Genomic DNA, 26,374 nt, shown 5'->3' on the forward strand with positions numbered 1-26,374 from the left:
TCGGCTACCGTTTTGTGCGCCAGGGTTAATCGGCGGGCATTCGGTGCCTTGAATGATGCCGTCGGCGTGACTTTATGGGCAAGATCGACCGCGTCCCGGATTGACACGCCGCGGCGGCATTCTCAGGATGGGGCCGACGCTGGCCGACTCCACCCGGCACCCGCCGTCCAAACAAATTCGTTTCAAACAACCCGAGCCCCAGGAGATGTCCATGTCGGACGATGTCGTCATCGTCAGCGCTGCACGCACCGCTGTCGGAAGCTTCAACGGCGCCTTCGCCACCACGCCCGCGCACGAATTGGGCGCCGTCGCCATCAAGGCGGCACTCGAACGCGCCGGTATCGAGCCGGCGCGCGTCTCCGAAGTGATCATGGGGCAGATTCTCACCGCCGCGCAGGGCCAGAACCCCGCCCGTCAGGCGTCGATCGCCGCCGGCATTCCGGTCGAGAGCCCGGCCTGGGGCGTCAATCAGTTGTGCGGCTCCGGCCTGCGCACCGTCGCGCTCGGCTATCAGGCGCTGCTCAACGGCGATTCCGACATCGTCGTCGCCGGCGGCCAGGAATCGATGAGCATGGCGCCGCATGCCCAGTATCTGCGCGGTGGCGTGAAGATGGGCGCGGTCGAATTCGTCGACACCATGATCAAGGACGGCCTGTGGGACGCCTTCAACGGCTACCACATGGGCAACACCGCCGAGAACGTCGCCAAGCAGTATCAGATCACCCGTCAGCAACAGGACGAGTTCGCGGTCGCTTCGCAGCAGAAGGCCGAAGCCGCGCAGAAGTCCGGCAGGTTCAAGGACGAGATCGTGCCGTTCACGATCAAGACCCGCAAGGGCGATGTCGTCGTCGACAGCGACGAGTATCCGCGGCACGGCGCCACCATGGACGCGATGGCCAAGCTGAAGCCGGCGTTCGAGAAGGACGGCACCGTCACCGCGGCGAACGCCTCGGGCATCAATGACGGCGCCGCTGCGGTAGTGCTGATGACCGCGAAGCAGGCCGCCAAGGAAGGCAAGACGCCGCTGGCGCGCATCGTGTCGTGGGCGCATGCCGGCGTCGATCCGAAGATCATGGGCACCGGCCCGATCCCGGCGTCGCGCGCGGCGCTGAAGAAGGCCGGCTGGACCATCAACGATCTCGATCTGATCGAAGCCAACGAGGCGTTCGCCGCGCAGGCCTGCGCGGTCAACAAGGATCTCGGCTGGGACACTTCGAAGGTCAACGTCAATGGCGGCGCGATCGCGATCGGCCATCCGGTCGGCGCATCCGGCGCGCGCGTGCTGGTGACGCTGCTGCACGAGATGCAGAAGCGCGATGCGAAGAAAGGACTCGCGACGTTGTGCATCGGCGGCGGCATGGGCATCGCGATGTGCCTTGCGCGCGATTGACGCAACAATCAGCAGCACGACTCGGCACGATCTTTGCGGAGTTGCGCTGCACCACCGAATGTTCAAACGCCCGGCAGATTGCCGGGCGTTTTTGCTTGATGTTCGGATCGTCGGCGGATTTTATTTGAGACGACACAATCGAATTCTAGAAAAGTATGTCTGCGGGAGGAATTTCAAAAATGGCGCGTGTGGCGTTGGTGACTGGGGGGACGCGCGGAATCGGTGCGGCGATCAGCAAGGCGTTGAAGGCGGCGGGCTATGCGGTCGCGGCGTCCTATGCGGGCAATGATTCGGCGGCGGAGAAGTTCAAGAACGAGACAGGTATCCAGGTATACAAGTGGGACGTGAGTTCGTTCGACGCCTGCGCGGCGGGCGTCAAACAGGTCGAGGCCGATCTCGGGCCGGTCGACGTTCTCGTCAATAATGCCGGCATCACCCGCGACGGCGCGTTTCACAAGATGACGCTCGAGCAATGGAATGCGGTGATCAACACCAATCTCGGCTCGCTGTTCAACATGACGCGGCAGGTGATCGAGGGCATGCGCGCGCGCAAGTTCGGCCGCATCGTCAACATCTCGTCGATCAACGGCCAGAAGGGCCAGTTCGGCCAGGTCAACTACTCCGCCGCGAAGGCCGGCGACATCGGCTTCACCAAGGCGCTGGCGCTGGAGAATGCGCGCGGCGGCATCACCGTCAACGTGATCTGCCCGGGCTACATCAACACCGAGATGGTGCAGGCGGTGCCGAAGGACGTGCTCGACAAGGCGATCCTGCCGCTGATCCCGTGCAACCGGCTCGGCGAGGCCGAGGAGATCGCGCGCGCCGTGGTGTTTCTCGCCGGCGAGGAGTCCGGCTACATCACCGGCTCGACGCTGTCGATCAATGGCGGCCAGTTGATGACGTGAGCCTCGAACTGCGAGTCCTGGAGAAAACAGAATCGTCATGCCCGGGCTCGTCCCGGGCATCCACGTCTTACGACGGCCGCCACCAAGAGATGTGGATGGCCGGGTCAAGCCCGGCCATGACGCGGGGAGACGTGATCGGCTGGATCGAGCGGACGCCTGCGTTTATCGTGCGATGACACCAAGAGCCGCCACGCTGATCGGACTGTCGGCGATCCTGATGTGGTCGCTGCTCGCGGTGCTGACGGTTTCGACCGGGACGATCCCGCCGTTTCAGCTCGCCGCCATGACCTTCGCGATCGGCGCGCTCGCCGCGGCCTCCGGATGGATCGTGCGGCCCGGCGCGATCGGCGCCTTGCGGCAGCCGCCGCTGGTCTGGGCGGTCGGCGTCGGCGGGCTGTTCGGCTATCACGCGCTGTATTTCCTGGCGCTGCGGCTGGCGCCGCCGGCCGAGGCCGGGTTGCTGAACTATCTGTGGCCGCTGCTGATCGTGCTGTTCTCGGGATTGCTGCCGGGGGAAGGCCTGAAGCCGCACCACATCGCCGGCGCGCTGCTCGGCCTGGTCGGCACGGCGCTGTTGTTCACCGGCAACGGCGCGGCGCTCGATCCGGCCAACTGGGCCGGGCTGGCGGCGGCGTTCGTCGCCGCCTTCGTGTGGGCGGCCTATTCGGTGCTGTCGCGGCGGCTGAAAGCGGTGCCGACCGATGCGGTCGCGGGCTTCTGCTTCGTCACCGCACTGCTCGCCGCGCTGGTTCACGGCGTGATCGAATCGACGGTGTGGCCGCAGGGCGCGGTGCAGTGGCTCGCGATCGTCGCGCTGGGAATCGGCCCGGTCGGGGCGGCGTTCTACGCCTGGGACATCGGCATGAAGCGCGGCGACATCCGCGTGCTGGGGGCCGCCTCCTACGCGACGCCGCTGCTGTCGACCGGCTTCCTGATCCTCGCCGGCTACGCGCGGCCGACCGCCACGCTGGCGTTCGCGGCGCTGCTGATCGCCGGCGGCGGATTGCTGGCGGCGAAGGACATGCTGCGCGGGCGCGGGTAGTTGTCTATTGCTCCAGCACCATCTGGCCGTTGGAATATTCGAAGCGCCTGAGCTTCGACAGGAACGACAGGCCGAGCAGATTTTCCGACAGCGCCTCGTCCGGCAGCACCATGGCGTCGACGTCGCGCACCACCAGCCCGCCGATGTCGAGCATCGCGATCCGCGTCCGCGCCGCCTTCACGGTGCCGTTGGCGGTGGAAACCTTGGCGGTGTAGTCCGCCGGCCGCGGCCGCAGGCCGAAGCGCGCCGCCGAGGTCTCGTTGAGCGCCACCACCGAGGCGCCGGTGTCGACCATGAAGGCGAGGCGCTGGCCGTCGATCCGGCCGTCGGTCTGGAAATGCCCGCGCGCATCGCGCGGAATTGCCACGCTGCGCGCGCCCGCATGCGACGACATCCCGATCGTGGCCTTGCTGGCGACGCTGGCCTGCGCCGGCGCCGGCATCATCCGGTCGGCGATCTGGGCCATCACCGTGCCGAGAACCACCAGGACCGCAGCGAAAATCATGATGTTACGCATGACGCCTACCCACAAGAACAACAGCCGCGCGATTGGATCACGCGCGCGCAAGCGCTGCGACCGATGCGGCCCGCGCGCCCAGCTATTTTGCCCAAAAGGGTGAGTGAAGACTTAAAGCCGGGAGCGGAACTTCAGGCGCCGCGTATTCAGGTGCCCTTCGGCTTGACGCGGCGGGTCGGCGGCGCGCTCGCCGGATCTTCCGGCCAGGGGTGGCGCGGATAGCGGCCGCGCAGATCGGCGCGCACCGCGGCGTAAGAGCCTCGCCAGAATCCCGGCAGGTCGCGCGTCACCTGCACCGGGCGTTGCGCCGGCGACAGCAATTCCAGCACCAGCGGCACCTTGCCGCCCGCCACCGAGGGATGCGTGGTGAGCCCGAACAATTCCTGCAGCCGCACCGCAATGGTCGGGCCCTGCTCGGCGTCGTAGTCGATCGGCAGGCGCGTGCCGGTCGGCGCCTCGAAATGGGTGGGCGCCTCGCGCTCCAGCCGCGCGCGCAGCTCCCATGGCAGCAGATTCATCAGCGCATCGGACAGGTCACCGGCGGAAAAGTCCTTCAGCCCGGCCTTGTCGAACAGCGCCGGCACCAGCCAGTCGTCCCGCTGCTCGGCGAGCGCAGTGTCCGAAAGGTCCGGCCAAGGCTCGCCTTCGGCCTTGCGCAGGAACATTACCCGGCCGCGCCATTGCTCGAGCGATTTCGACCATGGCAGCCGATCGAGCCCCACCGCCACCAGCCCGTCGGCCAGCACCCGCGCGGTCTCGGCCGAGGGCGTCAGCGCCCGCGGCGCCTCCGACAGCGTGATCGCATGCAGCGCGCGCCGCCGCCGCGCCCGCAGCGCCATCGCGGCGCGATCGAACGAGACCTCGTCGGCGTCGGTGATCTGGTCGGCGAAATGCTGCTCGATCTCGGCCGGCGTGATCGGCGCCGCCAGCAGAATCCGCCCCTGCGCAGCGGTGCCGGTCAGTTCCGCCACCGCCAGATACGGCGCCCGCGCCAGCGCCGAGGTCTGCTCGATCATCGCGCCGCGGCCATTGGCGAGCACGAACGAGCCATTGCCGCGATTCTTGGCGACGCGATCCGGGAAGGCGAAGGACAGAAGGACGCCTGTCGACAAGGACTGATCGCCATCTGCCTGTTGGGCACTTCGCCGCCCCGACCCTCGGCGCGACTCCCCTCCCCCTTGCGGGGAGGGAGCCTGCCCCGGACTTGATCCGGGGTCCGGGGTGGGGGTGCCGCGGGCACCGCGCTCGTGGCTCCCCCCACCCGGCCGGCCTTCGGCCGTCCACCCTCCCCGCGAGGGGGAGGGTGAAGAGGCCCACCCTTGCGCCATCTGCCGTGCGCTCGTCGCGCGCTGCGAGCGGTCGCGGCGGAACTGGTCGCGGCGATGATCGAGATCGACGCTGTCGCCGCCGAGGCCGCGCTCGGTGAGGATGGCGGCGATTTCGGCGGCCTCCTCGCCATGGCCTTGCCGCGCCGCATCGACGATCATCCGCGCCAGCCGCGGCGGCAGCGCCATCGCTCGCAGGGCGCGGCCCTCGTCGGTGATGCGGCCATCGGCATCGAGCGCGCCGAGTTCGCGCAGCAGCTCGCGCGCTTCCTTCAGCGCCGGCCCAGGTGGCGGATCGAGGAACGCCAGAGTAGCCGGATCGCTGACGCCCCATTGCGCCAGATCGAGCAGCAATGATGTCAGATCGGCGCTGAGAATTTCCGGCTGGGTATAGGCCGGCAATGAGGCGGTCTGCGGCTCGTCCCACAGCCGGTAGCACACGCCGGGCTCGATGCGGCCGGCGCGGCCGCGGCGCTGGTCGACCGCGGCGCGCGAGGCCCGCACCGTCTCGAGCCGGGTCAGCCCGATATCCGGCTCGTAGCGGGGCACCCGCGACAGCCCGCAATCGACCACGATGCGGACGCCCTCGATGGTCAGCGAGGTCTCGGCGATCGAGGTCGCCAGCACCACCCTGCGCTGGCCTTTGGGAGCCGGCTGGATCGCGCGGTCCTGCACCGCGGCATCGAGCGCGCCGAACAGCGGCACGATCTCGACCGAGGCGTCATGGACGCGCTCGCGCAGCATCGTCTCGGTGCGGCGGATTTCGGCCGCGCCGGGCAGGAACGCCAGCACCGAGCCGGCGTCGCTGCGCAGCGCGGAGGCGATCGCCTCGGCCATCTGCCGCTCCATCGGCGCGTCGGAACGCCGGCCGAGATAGCGGGTCTCGACCGGAAACGCCCGGCCGAGGCTTTCCACCACTGGCGCGTCGCCGAGCAGCTTGCCCACCCGCGCGCCGTCGATCGTCGCCGACATCACCAGGATGCGCAGATCCTCGCGCAACCCCTGTTGGGCGTCGCGCGCCAGCGCGAGACCGAGATCGGCGTCGAGCGAGCGCTCGTGAAATTCGTCGAACAGCACCGCGCCGACGCCGGAAAGCTCCGGATCATCGAGGATCTGCCGGGTGAAGATGCCCTCGGTGACGACCTCGATCCGGGTCGCCCGCGAGATCTTGGAGCCGAACCGGACCCGATAGCCGACGGTGTCGCCGGCGCGCTCGCCCAGCGTCTTCGCCATCCGCTCGGCGCTGGCGCGGGCGGCGATCCGGCGAGGTTCCAGCACGATGATCTTCTTGCCCTGCAGCCACGGCGCATCGAGCAGCGCCAGCGGCACCCGCGTGGTCTTGCCGGCGCCGGGCGGCGCCACCAGCACGGCGGTGCTGTTGCCGCCCAGCGCAGCGGCGAGATCGTCCAGCGCGTCGTCGATGGGAAGCGGCGTGTCGAAGGAACGGGGCAAAGGGTGCTCGAAGGGTGAAGCGGGCGGCGATGGTTAACAGACTCTCACCGACGCAGCAAAACGACGCAGCGGCCGGATCACGACCAGACCGGCACATTCATTGATCGCGGAAAGACTAATGCAACCGATACCGGCGATGATACGCGCGAGCCGCACCAGACAGGAACAATGATGACCGCAAACGGCACAGATGTCCCGGCCCGCATGCATGGCGACCGCGTCGACTGGGTGGACTACGCCAAGGGCATCTGCATCATCATGGTGGTGATGATGCATTCGGTGCTCGGCGTCGAGGCCGCGGCCGGCCAGACCAGTTTCATGCACTACGTCGTCGAGTTCGCCAAGCCGTTCCGGATGCCGGACTTCTTCCTGCTCTCCGGCCTGTTCCTGGCGGTGGTGATCGATCGCGACTGGCGCACCTATCTGGACCGCAAGGTGGTGCATTTCGCTTACTTCTACGTGCTGTGGGTGACGATCCAGTTCGCCTTCAAGGCGCCGAGCTTCGCCGCCGAGATGGGCTGGGCCGGCGTCGCCAAGCTGTATGCGCTGTCGTTCATCGATCCGTTCGGCACGCTGTGGTTCATCTATCTGCTGCCGATCTTCTTCGTCGTCACCAAGCTGACACGGCGCGTGCCGCCGCTGCTGATCCTGGGCGTCGCCGCACTGCTGGAATCGCTGCACCTCCAGACCGGCTGGATGGTGCCCGACGAATTCTGCGCGCGGTTCTTCTATTTCTATGCCGGCTATCTGTTCGCCCGCTACGTCTTCGCGTTCTCGGACGCCGCCCGGGCGCGGCCGGCCTTGGCGCTGCTCGGGCTGGCGCTATGGGCCGCGATCAACGCCGCGCTGGTGCATGCCGGATTCAGCGAATGGCCGCTGCTGTCGCTCGTGCTCGGCCTCGCCGGCGCCGGCGCGATCATCGCCACCGGCACGCTGCTGGCGGAGAAGCGCTGGCTCGACGGCCTGCGGTTCTGCGGCGAGCATTCGATCGTGATCTATCTCGCCTTCTTCCTGCCGATGGCGATCAGCCGATCGCTGCTGCTGAAGTTCGCGGGCTTTCTCGACCTCGGCGTGATTGCGATCCTGGTCAACATCGCCGGCGTGGTCGGCGCATTGATCATCTGGCGGCTGGCGATGATGAGCGGCGCCACCTTCCTGTTCGAACGCCCCGACGCCTTCTGGATCGCGCCGCGCAAGAAGGCAGCGCGGCTGCAGCCGGCGGAGTGAGCCAGCTTCGTCCGCCACGAAGTAGGCGTCATCCTGAGGCGCCGCCGCGTAGCGGCGGCCTCGAAGGATGGGCCGCAGACAAGGCGCTCGTCGCACATCCTTCGAGGCTCGCTTCGCTCGCGCCTCAGGATGACGGCCGCGCTAGTTGCGAGGCGGCCAAAGGCTGATCACCGCCACACATCCGCCTGCACCACGGCGTCCTCGCGCCAGGCTTCGCGCGCTGCCTTGTTGGCCATCCAGTTCGGCAGGAAGGTCAGCGCCTCGTCGAGAATGTGCGGGGTGTGCAGGCCGGGCGAGTATTCCAGCGCGCGCTTGTAGTACTCTTTCAGCGCCGGCTTGAAGGTCGGGTGCGCGCAGTTCTCGATGATGACTTTCGCCCTCGCCTTCGGCGACAACCCGCGCAGATCGGCCAGCCCCTGCTCGGTGACGATGATCTGGACGTCGTGCTCGGTGTGGTCGACATGCGAGGCCATCGGCACGATGCAGGAGATCTTGCCGCCTTTCGCCGCCGACGGCGTCATGAAGAACGACAGATAGGAGTTGCGGGCGAAATCGCCCGAACCACCGATGCCGTTCATGATGCTGGTGCCCATGATGTGGGTCGAGTTGACGTTGCCGTAGATGTCGGCCTCGATCAGCCCGTTCATCGCGATCACGCCGAGCCTGCGGATCACTTCCGGATGGTTGGAGATTTCCTGCGGCCGCAGCACGATGCGCTCGCGATAGAAATCGAGGTTGCGCAGGAATTCGTCGTAGCCCTCCGGCGACAGCGACAGCGCGGTGGCGGAAGCGAGGCTGAGCTTGCCCTTGCGCAGCAGGCTGAGCATGCCGTCCTGCAGCACTTCGGTGTAGGCGGTCATGTTGTCGAACGGGCCGTTCTCCAGCCCGGCCATCACCGCATTGGCGACATTGCCGACGCCGGATTGCAGCGGCAGCAGGTTCGGCGGCAGCCGGCCCTTCTTCACTTCGTGGCCGAGGAATTCGAGAATGTGCTCGGCGATCGCCTGCGAATTCTCGTCGGGCGCGGAGAATCCCGAATTGCGGTCCGGCAGGTTGGTTTCGACGATGGCGACGATCTTGGCCGGATCGCAGCGCAGATATTGCTCGCCGATCCGGTCTCCCGAGGCCAGGATCGGAATCGGCTTGCGGTGCGGCGGCAATTGCGTGCCGTAATACACGTCGTGCATGCCTTCGAGGCGGATGTCCTGCCAGGCGTTGACCTCGAGGATCACCTTGTCGGCGAGGTCGAGCCAGGTCTTGTTGTTGCCGATCGACGACGACGGGATCAGGCTGCCGTCCTCGCGCACGCCCGCCACCTCGACGATGGCGATATCGAGCTGGCCGAGGAAGCCGAACCAGACGTGCTGGGCAACGTGCGACAGATGGATGTCGATGTACTCCATCCGCCCGGCATTGATGCGTTTGCGGCAGGTCGGATCGGATTGGTACGGCAGCCGCATCTCGATGCCGTCGACCTTGGCGAGCGCGCCGTCGAGCTCGGGCGCGGTCGAGGCGCCGGTCCAGACCGAGACCTTGAACTTCTGGCCGCGCGCGTGATGCGCATTGATGCGCTCGGCGAGTGCCAGCGGCAGCAGCTTCGGGTAGCCAGCGCCGGTGAAGCCGCTCATCCCGACATTAGCGCCCGACGGTATCTGCGCAGCGGCGTCGGCCGCGGTCATGATCTTGGAGCGGAGGTGGGGAGCTTGGACGCGAGAGGCGGAGACGACCATCACGGCTCTTTCTGATCACGGGCCGGTCCGCCCGCGGAAGTGATTGATCCGATGCGTCTAATCGCTTTGCCGAAAAGAGCCATGCAACCAACGGCGGAGTCCGGCGAATGCTGCAATGCGGCATTTTTGACCCGGTCCGGAGCACGTATCCGGGGCTCGACGGGGCAGAGTGCTAGAGCGTTGATTTTACATGCGCTCGCGACCACGCAGGCCGACGCCAACGGTCGGCCGCGGGCTGTCGGGTCTGATATGCCGCGCTTGCAATGCAGGGCCGCGCAGGGCCGGAAGAGATAGGAAGTCGAGCAGGGGGCCTTGCGGCCAAAGACTCGGAAACCTCCGGCAGGGCATTGCCGGAGGTTTCTTGGAGGTCTGACGTGAACGAAAAAGTATTGTTCGAACTCTTTCGAGCGCGGCCGCACTGGCGACGATCTGCACTGTATCATAAAATTCGATTTTCGCAACAGTTAAGTTACTCAGTTATCTGACTCCCGGGCGCCGCCGGTTGGCGTGGGTCGGACAACGGAAACCCCGGCGGTCGCCCGCCGGGGTTTAGGCTCGTCGCGGAGAGATCGGGATCAGAAGGTGCGCTGAACCCGGAGGTTGCCGGTCCAGGTGCCCTGGTCCTTGAACTCGTAGGTCGCGGCCGGCTTCGACGCCGACGACACTGCCGGAAGGGAGATGAAGCCCGAATAGCTCTGGTCGAGATAGGTGTACATCACCTCGCCCGAGAACGTCAGGTTCTTGACCGGGGTCCAGCGGGTGACGGTGCCGATCTGGGACATCCGGAAGTCCGGGTTGCAGGTGAAGCCGACAGCCGTTGCGCAGATCTGGGCGGTCGCCGTGCCGTTGTAGTCGATCGAGGTGTAGGAGCCGAACAGCGAGGTCGACCAGAACGGGTTCCAGTTGTGGTTGAACGCACCACGGATGCCCCAGGCATTGGTCTTCGAGATGCCGGTGCCGTTGCTGACGTCGGTGCCGGCGAACACGCCGTCGGCCGCAGACGCGATCGCGATGCTCTGATAGGCGGAGCCGGAGCTGCCATACATGGCGAACGAGTTCGGGCTCACGCCGCCGAGCACGTAGCGGGTCGCGCCGTTCGAGTAGGTCGCCGTGAAGTTGATGCTGTCGCCGGGGCCTGTTGGCAGGTTCTTGAGCGAGATCGCGCCCTGCACCGCGTAGCCCCAGGTGTCGCTCGGGTGGCCCGAGGTCTCGAGGGCTGTGTTGTAGTAGCTGGCGCGAACCTGGTGGGCCGCCGCCGACACCTGGAACAGGCCCCAGGCCTGGTCGACCCGGATCTTGCCGACGATGTCGGGGATCTGCGTGCCGGCGTAGGAGTTCGTCCCGTATACGCCGGTGGCGAAGCCGGCAGCCGTCAGGCCCGAGGTGTTGTAGAGCGCCGACTGCAGATAGGACGACTGGTCTTCGAGCGAGATCGAGCCCGACACGCCGTTGCCGAATTCCGCCGTGTAGGCGACCTGGTTGATGCCGGTGACGTCGTCGTAGCCGCCGATCAGGAACGAGGTGTTGTTGCCCGGATAACCGGTCCAGGGCGTATCGAACTGCGACACGGCCTTGCCGAAGGTGAAGCCGGCGAACTGGATGAAGGCGTAGTAGACGCCGAGCGAACCGCCGGCGGTCGAATCCGAGCCGGTGGTCCAGTTGAAGGTCGCATCGAAATAGGTCCGGACCACGCCGTATTCGGTCGCGGTGCGGGTGTCGAGGTTGATGTCCTGACGCGAGCGGAAGATGGTGCTGTTGGCGAGACGGCTCTTCGCGCCCGAGGTTCCGTTCCAGGCCGGGGCGTTGTACGCGCCCGAGCCGTTGAACGTCGCGTCGGCGCGCAGATAGCCGCCGAGCTTGATGCAGGTGTCGGTGCCCGGGATGTAGTAGAAGCCGGCGCCGTAGACCGAGCAGACCTTGACGTACTCGACCGCCTTGGCCTTCATCGGAAGATCGGCTGCCTGCGCGCCGACGGCGGTCAACATCGCCGCCGCCGAGCCCAGTGCCAGACGCTTGATAACTCTCATTCAGCCCTCCAGGTTGGTTGAATGGGCCGCCCTGCAATTCCGCCTGACGCGGCCCTGTTACTTCGATGTGCACGCGCTGGGGCGCGGCGCCCTTCGTCAACGGGACGACTCGTGTGCCCCACCCGTCTGGCGTCATATTCGTTGAATTTAGAAGGTTAGCAACTTCGTTTAGCTGATCAGTTATTTATTCGCAGTCCTAGTTGCTTTTCTGCAACAAGGGAATCGCGCATCGGCCGAACGGCGCAACGCGGCAGGTCTCGCGAAATCCGGCGTGACCTGCTGTCGGACAACGGTCTCGCGCGGCCCACGTCGCACTGATGACGTCGAGAAGCCATTCCGCGTCCGCTTCCGCGGCACGACGCTGACCCGCGCGACGTTTCTGCTTGTGTCTATAGCTGACTTTGTTTATTGAGAAACTATTGTAAAATTCAGAAATATTCTTGGGCCGCCCCCGGCGATGAAGACGAATACCAAAAATCAAATGGTGGATGTGGCCGGATTAGAGCGGGATCTGACGCGTCGGTTTGCCTCGATCACGACCAATGTCACCACCTTTCTGGACGAAATCCGCCACTATCGCGCCAAGAAGCTGGGGATCAGCGGCCCGCAATTCGCGATCCTGATGGCGGTGATGGATCTCGACGAGGGCGAGGGCGTCTCGGTGCGGCACGTCGCCAAGGCGCTGCACGTCGATTCATCGTTCATCACCACGCAGTCCAAGCTGCTGGAGAAGAAGGCGCTGGTTCGCCGCAAACCGGATCCGACCGACGCCCGGGTGGTGAAGCTGTCGGTCTCCGACAAGGCCTACAAATCGATCGCCAGCTTCGCCGCCGAGGAGCAGTCTCTGAGCGATTTCATCTTCGCCGGTTACTCGAATGAATCGCTGGAGGATCTGGTCCAGCAACTCGCGGCGCTGAAACTGCGCCTCGAAAAGGCGTGCCTGAAGATCGCCGGCGGCTTCTAGGCTGCTCCTGGCCCTCAATTGCTCGATAGCCACTTCCCTGAACGCGGCGGCAATCGCCTGACGTGGTCCGGATCGATGCCGTCGTCGGGACGGATTTCTCCGCGCGGCGAGCGAGCTTCAACATAGTTGTCGAGGCAGAGCCGGGCGAGGGCGCCCATTCTGCGAGGCGGATGGTCCCGCGACTATTCGCGCGCGGCGGAAGCCGCACCGAAGTAATCATCGCGGCGTGGAGCCAGTCGCTTTGCGCGATCTCGGCATCCCCGGCAGAGTGCACAGCCATGGCCCGCTCGAGGTGCGAAACAGCCAGCCTTTCTCACTCCCGCTGCCGGCAACATCGCGAGCGAGGATGGTGCCCCTGGCCGGAATCGAACCAGCACTCCTTGCGGAACTCGATTTTGAGTCGAGCGCGTCTACCAGTTCCGCCACAGGGGCCCGCGCTGCCGGGAGGCCCGGCCGCGAAGCGCGCGGACTATAGCGGGCGGGGAATCGGGGTCAACCCGGCGCCTCGCCCCGCGGGGGCCGCCGCTTACACTCCGGTTTGATCGGCCGCCGTCTCGACACCGCCGCAGCCGCGCGATACGACGCCTGCCGCACCCGGAGAAACCCGTGACGGCCAACCTCCTCGACCAGCCCGGCCTCGCTTCGCGACCGGCGCGCGCGGCGCGCATCGCGCAGAACGTGGCGTTGACGATCGGCGCCGTCTCTGTGGCGGCGCTGGCGACCGCATGGTATTTCCAGCTCTTCCTCGACTTTCACCCGTGCCCGCTCTGCCTCGAGCAGCGCTACGCCTATTATGCTTCCGTCCCGCTCGCCGCCCTGATCGTGATCGCCGCCCGGCGCGACGCTCCGGTCTCGCTGCTGCTGGCGGGTCTCGCGTTGCTGGCGTTGCTGGCGCTCGGCAATGCCGGGCTCGCCGCCTACCACGCCGGCGTCGAATGGAAATTCTGGGCCGGGCCGAGCGATTGCAGCGGGCCGGTGCTCGATCTCGGCCGTGCCGGCAGCCTGCTGGACCAGCTCGACAAGGTGACCGTGGTGCGTTGCGACGAGGCGCAGTGGCGCATGCTCGGCCTGTCCTTCGCCGGCTACAATGTGTTGCTGTCGCTCTGCCTCGCTGCCATTGCCGGCTGGGGGATCGCCAGAATCAGGCGCTGACGCCCGCCGGCCAGCGGCCGTTTCCACACGCCGATCGCGCACATCGGGAACCGAATCAGGTCGAGAGCGTTGTCAGCTATCGTCATTCGGGCGGTTGGTGCGGGTTCTCGTTGAGGCTCCCGTGTGGCCAGCCTCTCTGCGAAGTGACGCTAATCAGAATTGGCAGTTTCATGCCCTCCGAAACGAGGCTGGTCTCTCCGACGGCCTCAGATGCCTCTCTCAACCGCCAGGATGAGCTTCCTTACCGTCGCCGCCAGCAGGCGCTCCTCCGGGAGTTCGGGACGGCCGCCCTGCAGTCACGCGACTTCCGGCACATCCTTCAGCAGGCAGCCAACCTCAGCGCCCGCGGTCTGGGATGCTCTTACGCCAAGGTGCTCGAATACGAGCCCGGCGAAAAGCGACTGATCGTGCGTGCGGGCATCGGCTGGCCCGCCGGCACCGTGGACCATGTGTCGCTCGGCGCCGACATCGAATCGCCCGCCGGCTACGCCTTTCAGACCGGACAATCGGTCATTTCCAATCACCTGCAGAACGAGACGCGCTTCCGGACGCCGAAACTTCTGGCCGATCACGGCATCAAGCGTGCGATCAATGTGCTGATCCGGCGCGGGGGCGAGGGCGACACGGCGTTCGGCATCCTCGAAGCGGACAGTCCGGATCCCGGGCAGTTCGACGACGCCGATGCGGATTTTCTGGCCGGCTTCGCAGGCCTGCTCGGCATCGCGATCGAACGGCAGCACGCCGACGCCAAGCTTCAGGAGGCGCTCGATCACGAAGCCCTGCTGACGCGCGAGATGAGCCATCGGGTCAAGAACAGCCTCACCTCGGTCGTCGGCCTGCTTCGTGTCCAGGCGCGCGGCTCGGATTCCGCGGACGTGAAAAACGCCCTGGAAAATGCCGCGATGCGCGTCGCCTCGATCGCGGAGGTGCACGATCATCTCTGGCGGGGCAGCAAGGTCGGCTTCGTCGATCTGTCCGACTTCGTCGGCCATCTGTGCAAGAATCTCCAGAGCTCGGCGCCGGGACATACGCTGCAATCCCGTTCCGACCCCATCATCCTGTCCGCCGACAAGGCGATCCCGCTCGGCCTGCTGGTCAACGAACTCGTCACCAACGCCATCAAGTACGCCTATATCGATGGACCCGGCGTGATCAGAATGGACGCCAGGGAGATCAACGGGCATCTGCTCGTCGAGATTTCCGATGAAGGCACCGGCCTGCCCGACGGCTTCGACATCAACCAGCCGCGCAAGAGCCTCGGCTTTCGGGTCATCCTCGGCCTGGTCCGGCAGTTGATGGGCGAACTCAAGATCTCGAAGAACATCCCGAGGGGAGCCCTGTTCACCATCAAGTTTCCGCTGGACCCGCCCTGAACGGCGGCCTGATACGCGAGCTGCAGTCAACATCCCGGGCGCCGGGTCATATGCGAACCCTGTGAGTCCCTTATAGATGGCTTCAATCAACCGACCGATCCGCGTTCTCGTCGTCGAAGACGAAGTGTTCATCCGTATGGACGTGGTCGATTTTCTGCGCGCGGCCGGCGTCGACGTTGTCGAGGCGATCAGTGCGGCCGAAGGCATTCAGATGCTCGAGCGCGACCCGGACATCCGGCTGATGTTCACCGACATCGATATGCCGGGTGCCATGAACGGTCTGAAACTGGCGGCGGCCGTCAGGGAACGGTGGCCCCCGATCAAGATCATCGCGACCTCGGGACATTTCAAATTGCAGGCCGGCGATCTTCCGGCAGACGCCCTGTTTTTCCTCAAGCCGTACCAACCCGCGCAGATCATCGATGCTATTCGTCAGTTGACCAATGCAGGGTGACGGCCGAGCCGAACTCGCCGGATCTCGTGACCAGCACTCATCTTCACGTCCCGAGCTCGAGCGCTCGGGCCAGACACAGGACAAATCGCAATGACAACCGCAAAACTCCTGGTCATGGCCGCAGTGATCGGCGTTGTCGGCACGACCCAGGCGCTGGCCGCGTGCGAAATCGCCGATGCGAAGCTCGAGGAGGCGATTCAGGAAAATCCCCGATTTCGCGGGCCGGCCAACAGTCAGGCCGTGCGCGACCTCCGCAGCTTGCGGGACGCGGCCTTCACGCTGCGATCCTATGGACGCCACGAGGACTGCGAGCGTCTCCTCGCCAATATTCGCGAACTCATCGCCGGACCGCCGATGGGGTCGCTGGGCGACAATGACGAGGAACAGGCCGACATCCAGAACTCCGCTCGCGAGCCGAAAACGCGGCGCGGGACGCCGTCTGGCAACCGCGGCAACAAGGACGCCAAGCCGCTGATCCGGATCGATCAGCTGACGCCCGGTCTGCGGACCGACGAGATGATCGGGGCGGAAGTCCGCAGCTCCGACGACAAGATCGTCGGCGAGGTCCGCAATATCGTGTTCGGCACCAAGGACGGGCGCGACTACGCGATCATCGCGTCGGGCGGATTCTTCACCACCGGCAAGGACAGCATCGTAGTGCCGATCCGGTCGCTGAAAGTCACGCAGGACCGCTCGAGCTTCTTTCTCCCGATCGTGAAGGACGTCATGGAGACGGTGCCGGTGATGCCCGATCAGGACTACAACTGGCTCTCGGACCAGACCTGGCGCGCCCGCAACGACGCGTTCTTCGAAAAGCCCTGAGGGTCCTGCGCGCTCTGCCGATCCGGCCGCACTCGCCCGGCTTCAATCGTCGAGATCGTCCGGGCTGCGTCCGAACCAGTGCACGATGCCGGGCGTCACGATCGAGACGTAGACGAAGCGCGACAGATGATGCGCGCCGACGAACACCGGGTCGATGTGCAGCGTCAGCGCCAGCGCCATCATCGCGTCCATCGCGCCGGGCGCGAATGCCACCACCAGATCGGCGACGCGCACCGGCGTGGTCAGCAGGATCGCGACCACGAACACCGACGAGATCGCGATCGCGACCGCGAACGAGCCGAGCGCCGCGGCGAGATAGCTGAGGATGGTGCGTAGCTTGATGGCGCCGAACCGCGAGCCGATCAGCGTGCCGATTCCGACCAGCGCCGACAGATACGCCCATTCCGGCAGCGTGCCCTCGACCAGCCCGGAGCCGTGCAGCACCGAGGAGCCCAGCATCGCGCCGAACATCCAGCTCGCCGGAAAATTGATCAGCCGCAGCAGCAGCGACGCGCCGACCGCGACCGCGGCAATTGCCGCGAGCACCAGCGGCGTCGCCTCCGGCCCGCGCACCGGCAGCGGTCCGCCCGCCGTCATCCCGGTCATCGCCAGCAGCAGCGGCACCGCGCTGGTCAGGATGATCACCCGCATGATCTGCACCACGGCGATGCCCGGCACGTCGGCCTTGCGCTCGGTGGCCAGCATGATGATCTGCGACAGCGCGCCCGGGCTGCCGGCGAGCAGCGCCGAGGTGCGGTCCCATCCGTGGATTCGCTGCAGATAGATCGCGCTGCCGAAGGTGGCGCAGAACGTCGCCAGCGCCAGCAGCCCGATCGTCACCGGATACGAGCCGAGATTGTGGATCATCGCCGGCGACACCATCGAGCCGAGCGAGACGCCGAGCGCCATCAGCACGATATGCGACAGCGGCGGCGGCAGGCCCATATTGCGGCCCGCAAGGCCCGCGGCGGCCACCGCCACCATGGCGCCGGTGATCAACCCGCCCGGAAGCTGCACCCAATAGGACAGCGCGCCACCGGCGACGCCGATCGCGATGGTCTCCAGGACGTTCAGGGTCTTCGACCGCAGCGGCGTGCCGGTCAGCGCGGGATTCGGGGACACGCGACCTTATCGCAAATACGAATACCGCCGACAAATGCGAACGGCGCGCCCCGCCATACCGGCGACGCGGCCGAAGGAAGCAAGCGCGGTTGCATATCAACGAGTTTACAATTGTCAGGACGCGGGGTCGCGCTAGGATGTTCCGGGGTCATGACCAGGAGGGCGGGACGATGAAAGCTCCACCATTCGCGACGATCGCAGCGGCCATGCTGACGGCGCTGCTGACAGGGGCGTCGGCGACGCCCGGCCACGCACTGACCGCGCAGGAATGCAGCGCCCGATATCAGGCCGCCAAGTCCGCCGGGACGCTCGCCGGACAGGGCTGGAGCGATTTCCGCAAGGCAGAATGCGGCGTCGAGGCGGCTGCGGCGGATCCCACAACAGCTCAGGCCAAGGACGAAGCCAAGGACGAAGCCAGGGACGAAACCAGGGATGAGGCGAAAGCCGAGCCCAAGCCCGAATCCAAGCCGGAATCCAAGCCGGAATCCAAGTCCGAGCTCAAGTCGGAGTCCAAGTCCGAATCCAAAGCCAAGCCCGACACATCGAGATCGAAGGCGAAGACCGCCGCGTCGGCCGCGCCGGCCGGCCCTGCGGTGTTCCCGACCGCGATCCATCCGAAATTCGCCAAGGAGAAGCCGACCCGCGCGCGGCTGCACACCTGCGCCGAACAATGGAAGGCCAACAAGGCCGCCAACACAACCGGCGGGCTGCGCTGGATCCAGAAGGGCGGCGGCTACTGGAGCGAATGCAACAAGCGGCTGAAGGGCTGATCGGCGATCGCGCTGCGCGACGGCGCCGAGCATCTGGTCGCCACGATGTCGGCGACGCTGATGGCGCTGCGCCCGTCCAGCCGAACCGCCGCCTGACGCGGCTCGACGATTGACGCGCCCGCCGAAACGGCCCATCCGACCCGCCTGAGGTTTCGGATGGGGTGACGCATGATCGCAAGTCTCGGCCTGATCCTGCTGTGCCAGCTCGTCGCCGAGGTCGCGGTGCGCGCGCTGGCGCTGCCGTTGCCCGGCCCGGTGATCGGGCTGGTGCTGTTGCTGCTGCTGTTGCTGGCGCGCGACCGGCTGCGCTGGCTGGCGGTCGGGCCGCTGCGCAATGATGGCGTCGAGAACGCCTCGAAGGGGATGCTGGCGCATCTGTCGCTGCTGTTCGTGCCGGCCGGCGTCGGCGTGGTGCAGCAGCTCGACATGATCGCGGCGCACGGCGTTGCGATCGCGCTGGTGCTGGCCGGCTCGGTGCTGATCACGCTGCTGGTGACGGTCGCGACCTTCATCGTCACCGCCCGGCTGCTGTCGATGTGGGGCACGCGATGAGCGCCGACCCGTTCGCGCTGTGGGTCTATCTGTCGCAGACGCCGCTGCTGTGGCTGACGGTGACGCTGCTCGTCTACGCCGCGACCGACGCTGTGTCGCTGGCGACCGGGCGCAATCCGCTGATGAACCCGGTGCTGCACGCGATGTGGATCATCGGCGCCTTCCTGTGGCTGACCGGCACCTCCTACACGACCTATTTCGGCGGCGCGCAGTTCGTGCACTTCCTGCTCGGCCCGGCGACCGTGGCGCTGGCGGTGCCGCTGTACGAGAACCGCCATCGGGTAATCGCCGCGATCGTGCCGATGGCGATCGCGCTGGTGGTCGGCTGCGTCGCCGCGATCGTTTCGGTGGTGGTGCTGGCGCAGCTCGCGGGATTGCCCGAAACGGTGGTGCTGTCACTGGCGCCGAAATCGGTCACCGCCGGCGTCGCGATGGGCATCAGCGAATCGCTGCACGCCGATCCGTCGCTGACCGCGGTCGCGGTGATCCTCACCGGCATCATGGGCGCGATCGTGGTGACGCCGCTGATGAACGCGCTCGGCATCCGCGATTTCCGCGCCCGCGGCTTTGCGGTCGGGCTGGCCTCGCACGGCATCGGCACCGCCCGCGCCTTCCAGGTCGACGCCATCGCCGGCGTGTTCGCCGGCATCGCCATGAGCCTCAACGCGCTGATCACCGCGCTGCTGGTCCCGGTGCTGGTGACGCTGCTGGTGAGATAGTTCGGGCGATTGCTCGCAGTCGGCGTTTTGCCGCAACGCCGCACCATCCTCGGCCGTCACCCTCCGCGAAAGCGGAGGGCCCAGTATTGCAGAGCGCTGATGATGATCGCAGGCACTCTGGAATACGGGGTCGCCCGGACGAGCCGGGCGATGACCGGCGTGTCTGGTTCTGCAGGTTGTGATTTGAACACGCCCCGGCAACGCGCTAATTTGTGATCTTGCTGCCGCAGGGAGCTGGACCATGACCGACGCTTCAGCCTTGCCGACGTCCGCCGCTGCTCCGCGTCGCGTCCACGCATCGGCGACGCGCCGCGCCATCGCGCTACTCGCTGTGGTCTCGGCGATCGCCGTCGCGCTGCTGGCGTCGTCGCCGGAGGCCAGCGCCAGCGCCGTGGCGCTGTCCGACCCCGAACTGGTGATGCTGCTGCGCTTCATGGCCGGCGTGAAGGCGCTGCTCGCTTTGTTTGCGCTCGGCGTGGCGGTGTGGCGGCTCGGCTATCCGACCTCTCCGGCATTGACGCTCGCCTATGTGACCGCGCCCGCGCTGATGTGCGCGGCGCCCGTCGTGATCTGGCAGATGGCGCATGTGGCGGTCGGCGCCGCGCTTTTTCACGCCGGCTTCGTGCTGCTGCTGCTGGCGCTCTATGCCGATCGCGGTGACGCGACCGAATTGGCGAAGTCCGCAATGCTGCGGCTGCGCCGGGCGTAGGCTCAGCCTGTCCCGTTCAGCCAGTCCAGCAATGCGGCGTTGATCTCGCGCGGATAAGTGTGGCTGAGGTCCGCGATCTCGCGATAGCTGACATCGGCGCCGGCGGCGACCAGCGCCTGCTGCGCCTGCCGCGCCAGTTCGACCGGAAACATCCAGTCGTGCCGCCCATGCACGATCTGGATCGGCAGGCCGCGCAGCCGCTCCGGAGCCGCCATGCCGGCCAGCAGCGGATGGAAGCTCGCGGCGATCGGCGCCAGATGCGTGAAGGGCGAGGCGCGCTCCAGCCCGGTGACGTAGCAGAACGTGCCGCCGTCGCTCAGCCCGGTGACCAGCAGCCGCTGCGGATCGACCGACCATCGCGAGCGGATGAACGCGACGATGCGCGCCAGATTCGGCGTGTCGGCGTCCTCACCCATCAGCGCCCAGGTCGGCCCGATCGCGGTCGGCGCGACCACGATTGCGCCGCGGCTGCGGGCGTCGCGCAGCCAGCTCCACAGGAACAGCCGGCCATGGCCGCTGCCGCCATGCAGCGCCACCACCAGCGGCCAGCCGCGCGCCGGCGTGTAGTCCTCCGGCACGTAGAACGAGAACCCGCCGCGGTTGTCGGGCGCGTTGTCGTGATGGAATACGCCGCTGTCGGGATGCTTCGGCTGCGCCAGCCGGGCGAGCACGGCGTCGTCCTCGCGCAGCGCCGGATCGAGATAGAGGCCCGACACCGGCGGCAGGTTGGCCGCCAGCGGATACAGCGCCTCGAGCGCCTGCGGCAGGTGGCGCAGCGCCCGGAACACCGAGACGAGGTCGCCTTCTCCGCGGTCGACCGCGCGCAGCCCGGCGAACGCCGCGAGCGCATGATCCGCCGCGGTCCGCAACGGCTCGCGCAGATGCGCAAACGAATCCGGCCATGCCACGAGCCGCGGCAGCTCGGCGCGCAGCTCGGTGTCGGGGGCGCCGGCGAGCCGCATCACCTCGCCGAAATCCGGCGGGTGCAGATAGCGCGCGACGAAGCCCAGTGCCTCGATCGACCGCAGCAGCGGCGGCAGCAGCGCCACGATGTCGTCGATCACGGCATCGCTCATCGCAAGTCTCTCCGAATGAACCGGCGGCTCGGCCGTCATCAGCAGAGAGTGGCGATCCTCCGGACCAAAGCAAGCCGGATCGAACCCGCGCACGGCAAAACGCCGCGCGAGGGCATCGCGCGGCGCATCCTGTCTCGAGGCTTCTCGCCGTTGCGGAAGCAGCGGCCGTTCAGGCCGCGCGCACCGTCTCCAGGAAGGTGGCGACCTCTTCCTTGAGGCGGCTGCTGTCCTGCGACAGCGATTTCGCCGCGGAGAGAACCTGCGACGACGCTGAGCCGGTTTCGGTCGCGCCGCGCTGGACGTCGGTGATGTTGGAAGAGACCTGCTGCGTGCCCTGTGCGGCCTGCTGCACGTTGCGCGAGATCTCCTGGGTCGCGGCGCCCTGTTCTTCCACCGCCGAGGCGATCGTCGAGGCGATTTCCGACATCCGGCCGATGGTCAGGCCGATCTCCCTGATGGCCGACACCGACTGATCGGTCGCGGCCTGGATGCCGGTGATCTGCTGACCGATCTCGCCGGTCGCTTTCGCGGTCTGTTCGGCCAGCGCCTTGACCTCGCTGGCAACCACAGCGAAGCCGCGGCCGGCCTCGCCGGCGCGCGCCGCCTCGATGGTGGCGTTCAGCGCCAGCAAATTGGTCTGGCCGGCGATGGTGTTGATCAGTTCGACGACGTCGCCGATCCGCGCCGCGGCCGCCGACAGCATGCCGACGCTGTCGTTGGTTTTGCGGGCCTGGTCGACCGCATCATTGGCGATCCGCGCCGATTCCTGAACCTGTCGGCTGATCTCGTTCACCGACGACGCCATCTCTTCGGTCGCGGACGCCACCGATTGCACGTTGGTCGAGGCTTCCTCCGACGCCGCCGCAACCGCGGTGGTCAGCTCCTGGGCGTGACCGGCGGTCGCGGTCAGCGTGCTGGCCGAAGCTTCCAGCTCGGTCGACGCCGACGACACCGTCTCGACGATCTGGCCGATCGCGGATTCGAATTTGCGGGTCGCCGTATCGACGCGCTGGGCGCGGGCGATCTTGGCCTCGGCTTCATGCGCCGCGGCTTCGTCGGCGGCCTTCTTGGCGATCAGAGCTTCCTTGAAGACCTGCAGCGCATCGGCCATCGCGCCGATCTCGGTCTTCGCGCCGCGATGCGGCACCTCGGCGGAAAGGTCGCCCTGGCCGAGCGACTGCATCGGCTTGATGATAGAGGCGATGGCCTGCGCGATGTCGCGGATCACCATGACGCTCGCGCCGATGCCGACCAGGATCGCCAGGCCGAGGATCGACACCACGATGAAGAAGGCCGAGGTGTAGGTCGATGTGGCGACTCCGCTCGCATGCTTGGCGCCGTTGTTGTTGAGCGCGATGTCCTTGCTCATCGCCTCGTCCATACGAGCACCGATCGGATTGAAGGTGCTGGAGAGCATCTCCACGCCCTCGATCGAGATCTGCCCGTTATGGCTGTTGCGCGACAGCTCGAGCAGCTTCGGGACAATGGCCCGGTATTTCGCCCATTCGCTGACCCATGTTTCGTAGATCTGCCGCTCCTCCGGCGACGAGATCAGCGGCTCGTAGCCGTTCTGGGCCTTCTTGATCCGCTCTTCGTTGTCGGCCAGTTGCTTTTCGATGTCGGCCATGCGGCTGGGGTTCGTCTCCAGCAGATGGTTTCGCAGCTTCATCCGATAGCTGATGACTTCGGCCCGCATATCGCCGAGGGTCGTGACGGTCGGCAGCCAGTTGCTGGTGATCTCGACCGTGGCGGCGTTGATCCCCTGCATTTTCAGCAGCCCGATCCCGCCCAGGCCGGACATGGCGATCAACAGAGCCGCGACGAGCGTCGTGATTTTGGTGCGAATGGAGAGCCTTGCAAACATGGAAAACGTCCTGCCGATTGAGGCGCCCGGGATGTTGTGGTGATGTGCAGGCAGAGGGCCGCCGCTCCGCCCGACACCTCGGAGCTGGTCCGAAGCATGGCCTTGTTGAGCAGCACGTTGCGGGATGGAACTTGTTGCATCGTTAATGATCATCCTCGTACCACTACGGTGAGACGTTCGTCGTGATGCGCGCGGTCGACGGGGTAGTCATCGGCAGACCGCCGCCCCGCCGCCTGCGCGGCAAAGGATTTCCAACCGCCGTCCAATGTCCTACCCTGCGATGAAAGGATGCCGCGACGGGGATGTCGCGATCGGGAGAGCCGCTGCAGTCTCATGCCTTGGTGGAGCGAGCCGGGCGACAGGTCTGCGCACTCCGTCAGCCACGCACCCGTTTTGGCGGCTGCGGGCGGCGCGGGAGCCATCGGCCGCCTCGATCGTTGGCTTCCGCGACGGCAACGGGGATTTCTGAATGCGCGCGGCTGACAACAAGTTCTTCCTGTTCCTGCTGGCGGCCGCTTCGATTGCGTTCGTCTGGATCCTGCTGCCGTTCTACGGCGCGGTGCTGTGGGGCGTGGTGATCGCGATCCTGTTCGCGCCGCTGTACCGGCAGCTCAACCGCGCCCTCGGCTTCCGCCGCAACCTCGCCGCGGTGGTCGGGGTGACGGTCATCGTCCTGCTGGTGCTGTTGCCGTTTTCGGCGATCGGCACTGCGCTGGCGAAGGAGGCCGCCGGCGTCTACGGCAAGATCGAATCCGGCAATCTCGCTTTGCTCAACAACCTGCGGAACTTCATCGAGCAGCCTCCCAGCTGGATCAACGACCTGCTCGAGCGGTTCGGCATCGGCAGCGTCGCCGAGTTGCAGCAGCGGCTGAGTTCGGCGCTGATGCGCGGCAGCCAGTATTTCGCCGGCCAGGCGCTGACGATCGGCCAGAGCACGGTCGATTTCACCGTCAACCTGTTCGTGATGTTGTATCTGCTGTTCTTCCTGCTGCGCGACGGCGACCTGATCGCCGGCCGGATCCGCCGCGGGCTGCCGCTGTCGGTCGATCAGCAGAACCTGCTGCTGAACAAATTCACCGTGGTGATCCGCGCCACCGTGAAGGGCAACATGCTGATCGCGCTCATCCAGGGCGCTCTCGGCGGGCTGGCGTTCTATGTTCTGGGCATCGGCGGGGCGCTGCTGTGGGCGGTGGTGATGGCGTTCGTGTCGCTGCTTCCTGCGGTCGGCGCCGGCCTGGTGTGGGCGCCGGTGGCGGTGTATCTGATCGCCACTGGGTCGATGTGGCAGGGCATCCTGCTGATCGCCTATGGGGCGCTGGTGATCGGCATGGTCGACAATGTGTTGCGCCCGGTGCTGGTCGGCAAGGACACCCGGATGCCTGACTACGTGGTGCTGATCTCGACGCTTGGCGGCCTGCAGGTGTTCGGCCTCAACGGCTTCGTCATCGGCCCGGTGATCGCGGCGATGTTCATCGCGGTGTGGGATATCTACTCCACATCGCGCGAAGCTGCCGCCAGCGCCGGCGAGGCGACCACCGGCGGCGTGCCGAGCAACGGCGAGGTGCCGAGCAGCGACGCGCCGTAGCGGTCTCGCGGAGCCCGGGCCCCGCGCCGGGCACCCTCCGGCGCCCGAGCAGAATCTGGGCTCAAATACCGAACCAGGGCTGCAGCAGGCGGGCGAATACGCCCTTGAACCTCAGCGGCGCGTCGGTGACGGCGAGGCAGATGCAGTCGCCATCCGGCCCGGCGTGGGGCTGGTGCTCGGTGTACTCGTCGGTCTCGGCGACGTCGCCGCGCGCCAGGACCGTGTCGCGGTCGCACAGGCTGCCGCTCAGCACCAGCGTCAGCTCACGGCCGGCATGACCGTGCGCCGGCACCCCCGTGCCCGGCTGAAATCGCAACAGCCGCGCGCGCGGCCGGCAGTTCGGAAGGTCGATCGCGATCTGCTGCACCCGAGGCGCCAGCACAGTCCAACGCAAAGTGTCGAGGTCGCCGCCGAGATAGCCGCGCAGCGGCTCCGGGATGACGATGCCGGAGCGTGGACGCAGCGGTCTCGCCGGCGCCGGAGCGGCGGCCGGCTCGCCGCGCAATTGCGCCAGCACCGCATCGTGCAGCCCGGGCGACAGCTCGGCTTCCGGCAAGGCGTCGAACAGCGCGCCGCCGAGGTCGTCCGCCGCCGCAGCACGGGCGCGGCAGGCCGGGCACAGCGCGAGATGGGTGGCGACCAGCAGGCTCGACGCTTCGTCCAGCGTGCCGGCGGCATAGCTCAGCAGCAGATCGTCGCCGATGTGATACCGCACCGTCATCGTCCGGCTCCCGTTTGCGGGTCGAGCGCGGCGCGCAGCTTGCCGAACGCCAGCCGGATTCGCGACTTCACCGTCCCGACCGGCAGCCCGAGCCGTTGGGCGATCTCGCCGTGGGATTGGTCTTCGTAGAACGACAACGTCAGGACGCTCTTCTCGTTGGACGACAGCGTGTTCATCACGTCGCGAACCCTTCGCTGCACTTCGGCGCGCTCGAACTGGCGGTCCGGGGGTGCCTCCTCGTCGGGAACGAACGCCGGGTCGTGTGGATCGAACGACGGCCGCTTCGCCCGCCGCAGCCGGTCGATGCCGAGATTGCGCGCGATGGTGAAGATCCAGGTCGTCGCCGAGGCCTTCGTCGGATCGAATTGTGTGGCGTTTTTCCAGACCGAGACCATGGTCTCCTGGGTGATCTCCTCCGCCGTCGCCGGATCGCCGCCGCGCCTTGTGAAGTAGGATTTCAGCCGCGGCGCGTAGTGCCTGAACAACGCGTCGAACGCGGCCTCGTCGTGATCGGTGGCGATCCGCACGATGCAATCGGACAATTCTCGAGAAACGGCATGCGGGTCGCGTCGCGGTTGATCCATGACGACCAGTCCATTCCCGGGCAAGGCACGATCGACAGCGACGCGGCATGACGTCCTGTCCGAACGCGGCAGCCTAGCGTCCGATTGCGCAAGGCACAGCGCGCCTTGTGTCGCGCCGGCGACGAATTGGCCGCGAGTAGTAAGCTGGTAGTGACGCGCGCTGTCGGCATCTGTGGTCTGGACATGCATGGCGCGGCGATCGCTACAAGGAAACGGTGGATTTGCATCTTGATACGTGCGGACGCGCGATCTGGATCACTGCGGCGGCTGAAAAAAGCGACAGCGGTGCGAC

Annotated in this window: 23 protein-coding genes and 1 tRNA gene; 14 read left to right on the top strand and 10 right to left on the bottom strand. The window is 66.6% G+C overall.

Translation table 11 applies throughout. The features are described 5' to 3' along the window. Positions 1–211: 211 nt before the first annotated feature. The 3 genes from ACTZWT_RS16810 to yddG all read left to right on the top strand — a co-directional run bounded on the left by ACTZWT_RS16810 (position 212) and on the right by yddG (position 3,337). Complete coding sequence (locus tag ACTZWT_RS16810) at positions 212–1,390, top strand: acetyl-CoA C-acetyltransferase (RefSeq protein WP_444770819.1); 1,179 nt, start codon at positions 212–214, stop codon at positions 1,388–1,390. Positions 1,391–1,569: 179 nt separating this feature from the next. Then, complete coding sequence (phbB, locus tag ACTZWT_RS16815) at positions 1,570–2,295, top strand: acetoacetyl-CoA reductase (RefSeq protein ID WP_444770820.1); 726 nt, start codon at positions 1,570–1,572, stop codon at positions 2,293–2,295. Positions 2,296–2,467: 172 nt separating this feature from the next. Continuing rightward, on the top strand, positions 2,468–3,337 hold the full coding sequence (gene yddG / locus ACTZWT_RS16820) for an aromatic amino acid exporter YddG (RefSeq protein ID WP_444770821.1): 870 nt from the start codon (positions 2,468–2,470) through the stop codon (positions 3,335–3,337). 4 nt (positions 3,338–3,341) lie between these two features. Here yddG and ACTZWT_RS16825 read toward each other — a convergent pair whose 3' ends face one another. Next, on the bottom strand, positions 3,342–3,854 hold the full coding sequence (locus tag ACTZWT_RS16825) for a TIGR02281 family clan AA aspartic protease (protein ID WP_444770822.1): 513 nt from the start codon (positions 3,852–3,854) through the stop codon (positions 3,342–3,344). Positions 3,855–4,000: 146 nt separating this feature from the next. Next, a complete protein-coding gene (gene hrpB, locus ACTZWT_RS16830; RefSeq protein ID WP_444770823.1) occupies positions 4,001–6,631 on the bottom strand; it encodes an ATP-dependent helicase HrpB in 2,631 nt (876 codons plus the stop codon). Between the two features lie 171 nt (positions 6,632–6,802). On the opposite strand from hrpB, the gene ACTZWT_RS16835 reads away from it, so the two are divergent. Next, positions 6,803–7,858 carry an acyltransferase family protein gene (locus ACTZWT_RS16835; RefSeq protein WP_444770824.1) on the top strand — a complete coding sequence of 352 codons (1,056 nt, stop codon included), beginning with the start codon at positions 6,803–6,805 and terminating at the stop codon, positions 7,856–7,858. Between the two features lie 167 nt (positions 7,859–8,025). Here the strand turns inward: ACTZWT_RS16835 and ACTZWT_RS16840 are convergent, their stop codons facing one another. Then, complete coding sequence (locus ACTZWT_RS16840; protein WP_444770825.1) at positions 8,026–9,588, bottom strand: acetyl-CoA hydrolase/transferase family protein; 1,563 nt, start codon at positions 9,586–9,588, stop codon at positions 8,026–8,028. 575 nt (positions 9,589–10,163) lie between these two features. Continuing rightward, entirely contained in the window at positions 10,164–11,615 is a 1,452-nt protein-coding gene (locus ACTZWT_RS16845; RefSeq protein ID WP_444770826.1) for a porin, read from the bottom strand. Between the two features lie 481 nt (positions 11,616–12,096). Between ACTZWT_RS16845 and ACTZWT_RS16850 the strand changes: the two genes are divergently transcribed. Further along, positions 12,097–12,579 (top strand): MarR family winged helix-turn-helix transcriptional regulator, encoded by a 483-nt coding sequence (locus ACTZWT_RS16850; RefSeq protein ID WP_444770827.1) that lies wholly within the window; start codon positions 12,097–12,099, stop codon positions 12,577–12,579. Between the two features lie 347 nt (positions 12,580–12,926). Here the strand turns inward: ACTZWT_RS16850 and ACTZWT_RS16855 are convergent. Further along, a tRNA-Leu gene (locus ACTZWT_RS16855) sits at positions 12,927–13,011 on the bottom strand. A 174-nt stretch (positions 13,012–13,185) separates the two neighbouring features. Between ACTZWT_RS16855 and ACTZWT_RS16860 the strand changes: the two genes are divergently transcribed. From ACTZWT_RS16860 to ACTZWT_RS16875, 4 genes are all read left to right on the top strand, one after another. After that, on the top strand, positions 13,186–13,731 hold the full coding sequence (locus ACTZWT_RS16860) for a disulfide bond formation protein B (protein ID WP_444770828.1): 546 nt from the start codon (positions 13,186–13,188) through the stop codon (positions 13,729–13,731). 170 nt (positions 13,732–13,901) lie between these two features. After that, positions 13,902–15,104 (top strand): sensor histidine kinase, encoded by a 1,203-nt coding sequence (locus ACTZWT_RS16865; protein WP_444770970.1) that lies wholly within the window; start codon positions 13,902–13,904, stop codon positions 15,102–15,104. A 76-nt stretch (positions 15,105–15,180) separates the two neighbouring features. Then, on the top strand, positions 15,181–15,558 hold the full coding sequence (locus tag ACTZWT_RS16870) for a response regulator (protein ID WP_444770829.1): 378 nt from the start codon (positions 15,181–15,183) through the stop codon (positions 15,556–15,558). Between the two features lie 90 nt (positions 15,559–15,648). After that, positions 15,649–16,380 carry a PRC-barrel domain-containing protein gene (locus tag ACTZWT_RS16875; RefSeq protein ID WP_444770830.1) on the top strand — a complete coding sequence of 244 codons (732 nt, stop codon included), beginning with the start codon at positions 15,649–15,651 and terminating at the stop codon, positions 16,378–16,380. A 42-nt stretch (positions 16,381–16,422) separates the two neighbouring features. On the opposite strand, the gene ACTZWT_RS16880 is transcribed toward ACTZWT_RS16875, so the two are convergent. Then, on the bottom strand, positions 16,423–17,502 hold the full coding sequence (locus ACTZWT_RS16880) for an AbrB family transcriptional regulator (RefSeq protein ID WP_444770831.1): 1,080 nt from the start codon (positions 17,500–17,502) through the stop codon (positions 16,423–16,425). A 170-nt stretch (positions 17,503–17,672) separates the two neighbouring features. Here ACTZWT_RS16880 and ACTZWT_RS16885 point away from each other — a divergent pair, with 170 nt between their 5' ends. The 4 genes from ACTZWT_RS16885 (at position 17,673) to ACTZWT_RS16900 (ending at position 20,252) form a co-directional block, all read left to right on the top strand. After that, complete coding sequence (locus ACTZWT_RS16885) at positions 17,673–18,272, top strand: hypothetical protein (protein ID WP_444770832.1); 600 nt, start codon at positions 17,673–17,675, stop codon at positions 18,270–18,272. Between the two features lie 168 nt (positions 18,273–18,440). Continuing rightward, positions 18,441–18,824: a CidA/LrgA family protein gene (locus ACTZWT_RS16890; protein WP_444770833.1), complete on the top strand. Its 384-nt coding sequence runs from the start codon at positions 18,441–18,443 to the stop codon at positions 18,822–18,824. Beyond that, positions 18,821–19,543: an LrgB family protein gene (locus ACTZWT_RS16895; RefSeq protein WP_444770834.1), complete on the top strand. Its 723-nt coding sequence runs from the start codon at positions 18,821–18,823 to the stop codon at positions 19,541–19,543. Before ACTZWT_RS16890 ends, ACTZWT_RS16895 begins: the two co-directional genes overlap by 4 nt. 241 nt (positions 19,544–19,784) lie before the next feature. After that, positions 19,785–20,252, top strand: a complete 468-nt coding sequence (locus ACTZWT_RS16900) for a hypothetical protein (protein ID WP_444770835.1) — start codon at positions 19,785–19,787, stop codon at positions 20,250–20,252. A 2-nt stretch (positions 20,253–20,254) separates the two neighbouring features. Here the strand turns inward: ACTZWT_RS16900 and ACTZWT_RS16905 are convergent, their stop codons facing one another. Then, a complete protein-coding gene (locus tag ACTZWT_RS16905) occupies positions 20,255–21,328 on the bottom strand; it encodes a phospholipase (protein ID WP_444770836.1) in 1,074 nt (357 codons plus the stop codon). 169 nt (positions 21,329–21,497) lie between these two features. Beyond that, a complete protein-coding gene (locus tag ACTZWT_RS16910) occupies positions 21,498–23,192 on the bottom strand; it encodes a methyl-accepting chemotaxis protein (RefSeq protein ID WP_444770837.1) in 1,695 nt (564 codons plus the stop codon). 469 nt (positions 23,193–23,661) lie between these two features. On the opposite strand from ACTZWT_RS16910, the gene ACTZWT_RS16915 reads away from it, so the two are divergent. After that, positions 23,662–24,777, top strand: a complete 1,116-nt coding sequence (locus ACTZWT_RS16915; RefSeq protein ID WP_444770838.1) for an AI-2E family transporter — start codon at positions 23,662–23,664, stop codon at positions 24,775–24,777. Positions 24,778–24,838: 61 nt separating this feature from the next. On the opposite strand, the gene ACTZWT_RS16920 is transcribed toward ACTZWT_RS16915, so the two are convergent. After that, entirely contained in the window at positions 24,839–25,498 is a 660-nt protein-coding gene (locus ACTZWT_RS16920; RefSeq protein ID WP_444770839.1) for a ChrR family anti-sigma-E factor, read from the bottom strand. Continuing rightward, positions 25,495–26,082, bottom strand: coding sequence for a sigma-70 family RNA polymerase sigma factor (locus ACTZWT_RS16925; RefSeq protein WP_444770840.1), 588 nt, complete (start codon positions 26,080–26,082; stop codon positions 25,495–25,497). Before ACTZWT_RS16925 ends, ACTZWT_RS16920 begins: the two co-directional genes overlap by 4 nt. Between the last annotated feature and the right edge of the window lie 292 nt (positions 26,083–26,374).

It is taken from the genome of Rhodopseudomonas sp. NSM, from assembly GCF_052445935.1.
Lineage (GTDB): Bacteria > Pseudomonadota > Alphaproteobacteria > Rhizobiales > Xanthobacteraceae > Rhodopseudomonas.

Coding starts and splice junctions, on each gene's coding strand:
- ACTZWT_RS16810 (WP_444770819.1), top strand. CDS start 212: ATGTCGGACGATGTCGTCATCGTCAGCGCTGCACGCACCGCTGTCGGA.
- phbB (WP_444770820.1), top strand. CDS start 1,570: ATGGCGCGTGTGGCGTTGGTGACTGGGGGGACGCGCGGAATCGGTGCG.
- yddG (WP_444770821.1), top strand. CDS start 2,468: ATGACACCAAGAGCCGCCACGCTGATCGGACTGTCGGCGATCCTGATG.
- ACTZWT_RS16825 (WP_444770822.1), bottom strand. CDS start 3,854: ATGCGTAACATCATGATTTTCGCTGCGGTCCTGGTGGTTCTCGGCACG.
- ACTZWT_RS16835 (WP_444770824.1), top strand. CDS start 6,803: ATGACCGCAAACGGCACAGATGTCCCGGCCCGCATGCATGGCGACCGC.
- ACTZWT_RS16840 (WP_444770825.1), bottom strand. CDS start 9,588: ATGGTCGTCTCCGCCTCTCGCGTCCAAGCTCCCCACCTCCGCTCCAAG.
- ACTZWT_RS16845 (WP_444770826.1), bottom strand. CDS start 11,615: ATGAGAGTTATCAAGCGTCTGGCACTGGGCTCGGCGGCGGCGATGTTG.
- ACTZWT_RS16850 (WP_444770827.1), top strand. CDS start 12,097: ATGGTGGATGTGGCCGGATTAGAGCGGGATCTGACGCGTCGGTTTGCC.
- ACTZWT_RS16865 (WP_444770970.1), top strand. CDS start 13,902: ATGCCCTCCGAAACGAGGCTGGTCTCTCCGACGGCCTCAGATGCCTCT.
- ACTZWT_RS16870 (WP_444770829.1), top strand. CDS start 15,181: ATGGCTTCAATCAACCGACCGATCCGCGTTCTCGTCGTCGAAGACGAA.
- ACTZWT_RS16875 (WP_444770830.1), top strand. CDS start 15,649: ATGACAACCGCAAAACTCCTGGTCATGGCCGCAGTGATCGGCGTTGTC.
- ACTZWT_RS16885 (WP_444770832.1), top strand. CDS start 17,673: ATGAAAGCTCCACCATTCGCGACGATCGCAGCGGCCATGCTGACGGCG.
- ACTZWT_RS16890 (WP_444770833.1), top strand. CDS start 18,441: ATGATCGCAAGTCTCGGCCTGATCCTGCTGTGCCAGCTCGTCGCCGAG.
- ACTZWT_RS16895 (WP_444770834.1), top strand. CDS start 18,821: ATGAGCGCCGACCCGTTCGCGCTGTGGGTCTATCTGTCGCAGACGCCG.
- ACTZWT_RS16900 (WP_444770835.1), top strand. CDS start 19,785: ATGACCGACGCTTCAGCCTTGCCGACGTCCGCCGCTGCTCCGCGTCGC.
- ACTZWT_RS16905 (WP_444770836.1), bottom strand. CDS start 21,328: ATGAGCGATGCCGTGATCGACGACATCGTGGCGCTGCTGCCGCCGCTG.
- ACTZWT_RS16910 (WP_444770837.1), bottom strand. CDS start 23,192: ATGTTTGCAAGGCTCTCCATTCGCACCAAAATCACGACGCTCGTCGCG.
- ACTZWT_RS16915 (WP_444770838.1), top strand. CDS start 23,662: ATGCGCGCGGCTGACAACAAGTTCTTCCTGTTCCTGCTGGCGGCCGCT.
- ACTZWT_RS16920 (WP_444770839.1), bottom strand. CDS start 25,498: ATGACGGTGCGGTATCACATCGGCGACGATCTGCTGCTGAGCTATGCC.
- ACTZWT_RS16925 (WP_444770840.1), bottom strand. CDS start 26,082: ATGGATCAACCGCGACGCGACCCGCATGCCGTTTCTCGAGAATTGTCC.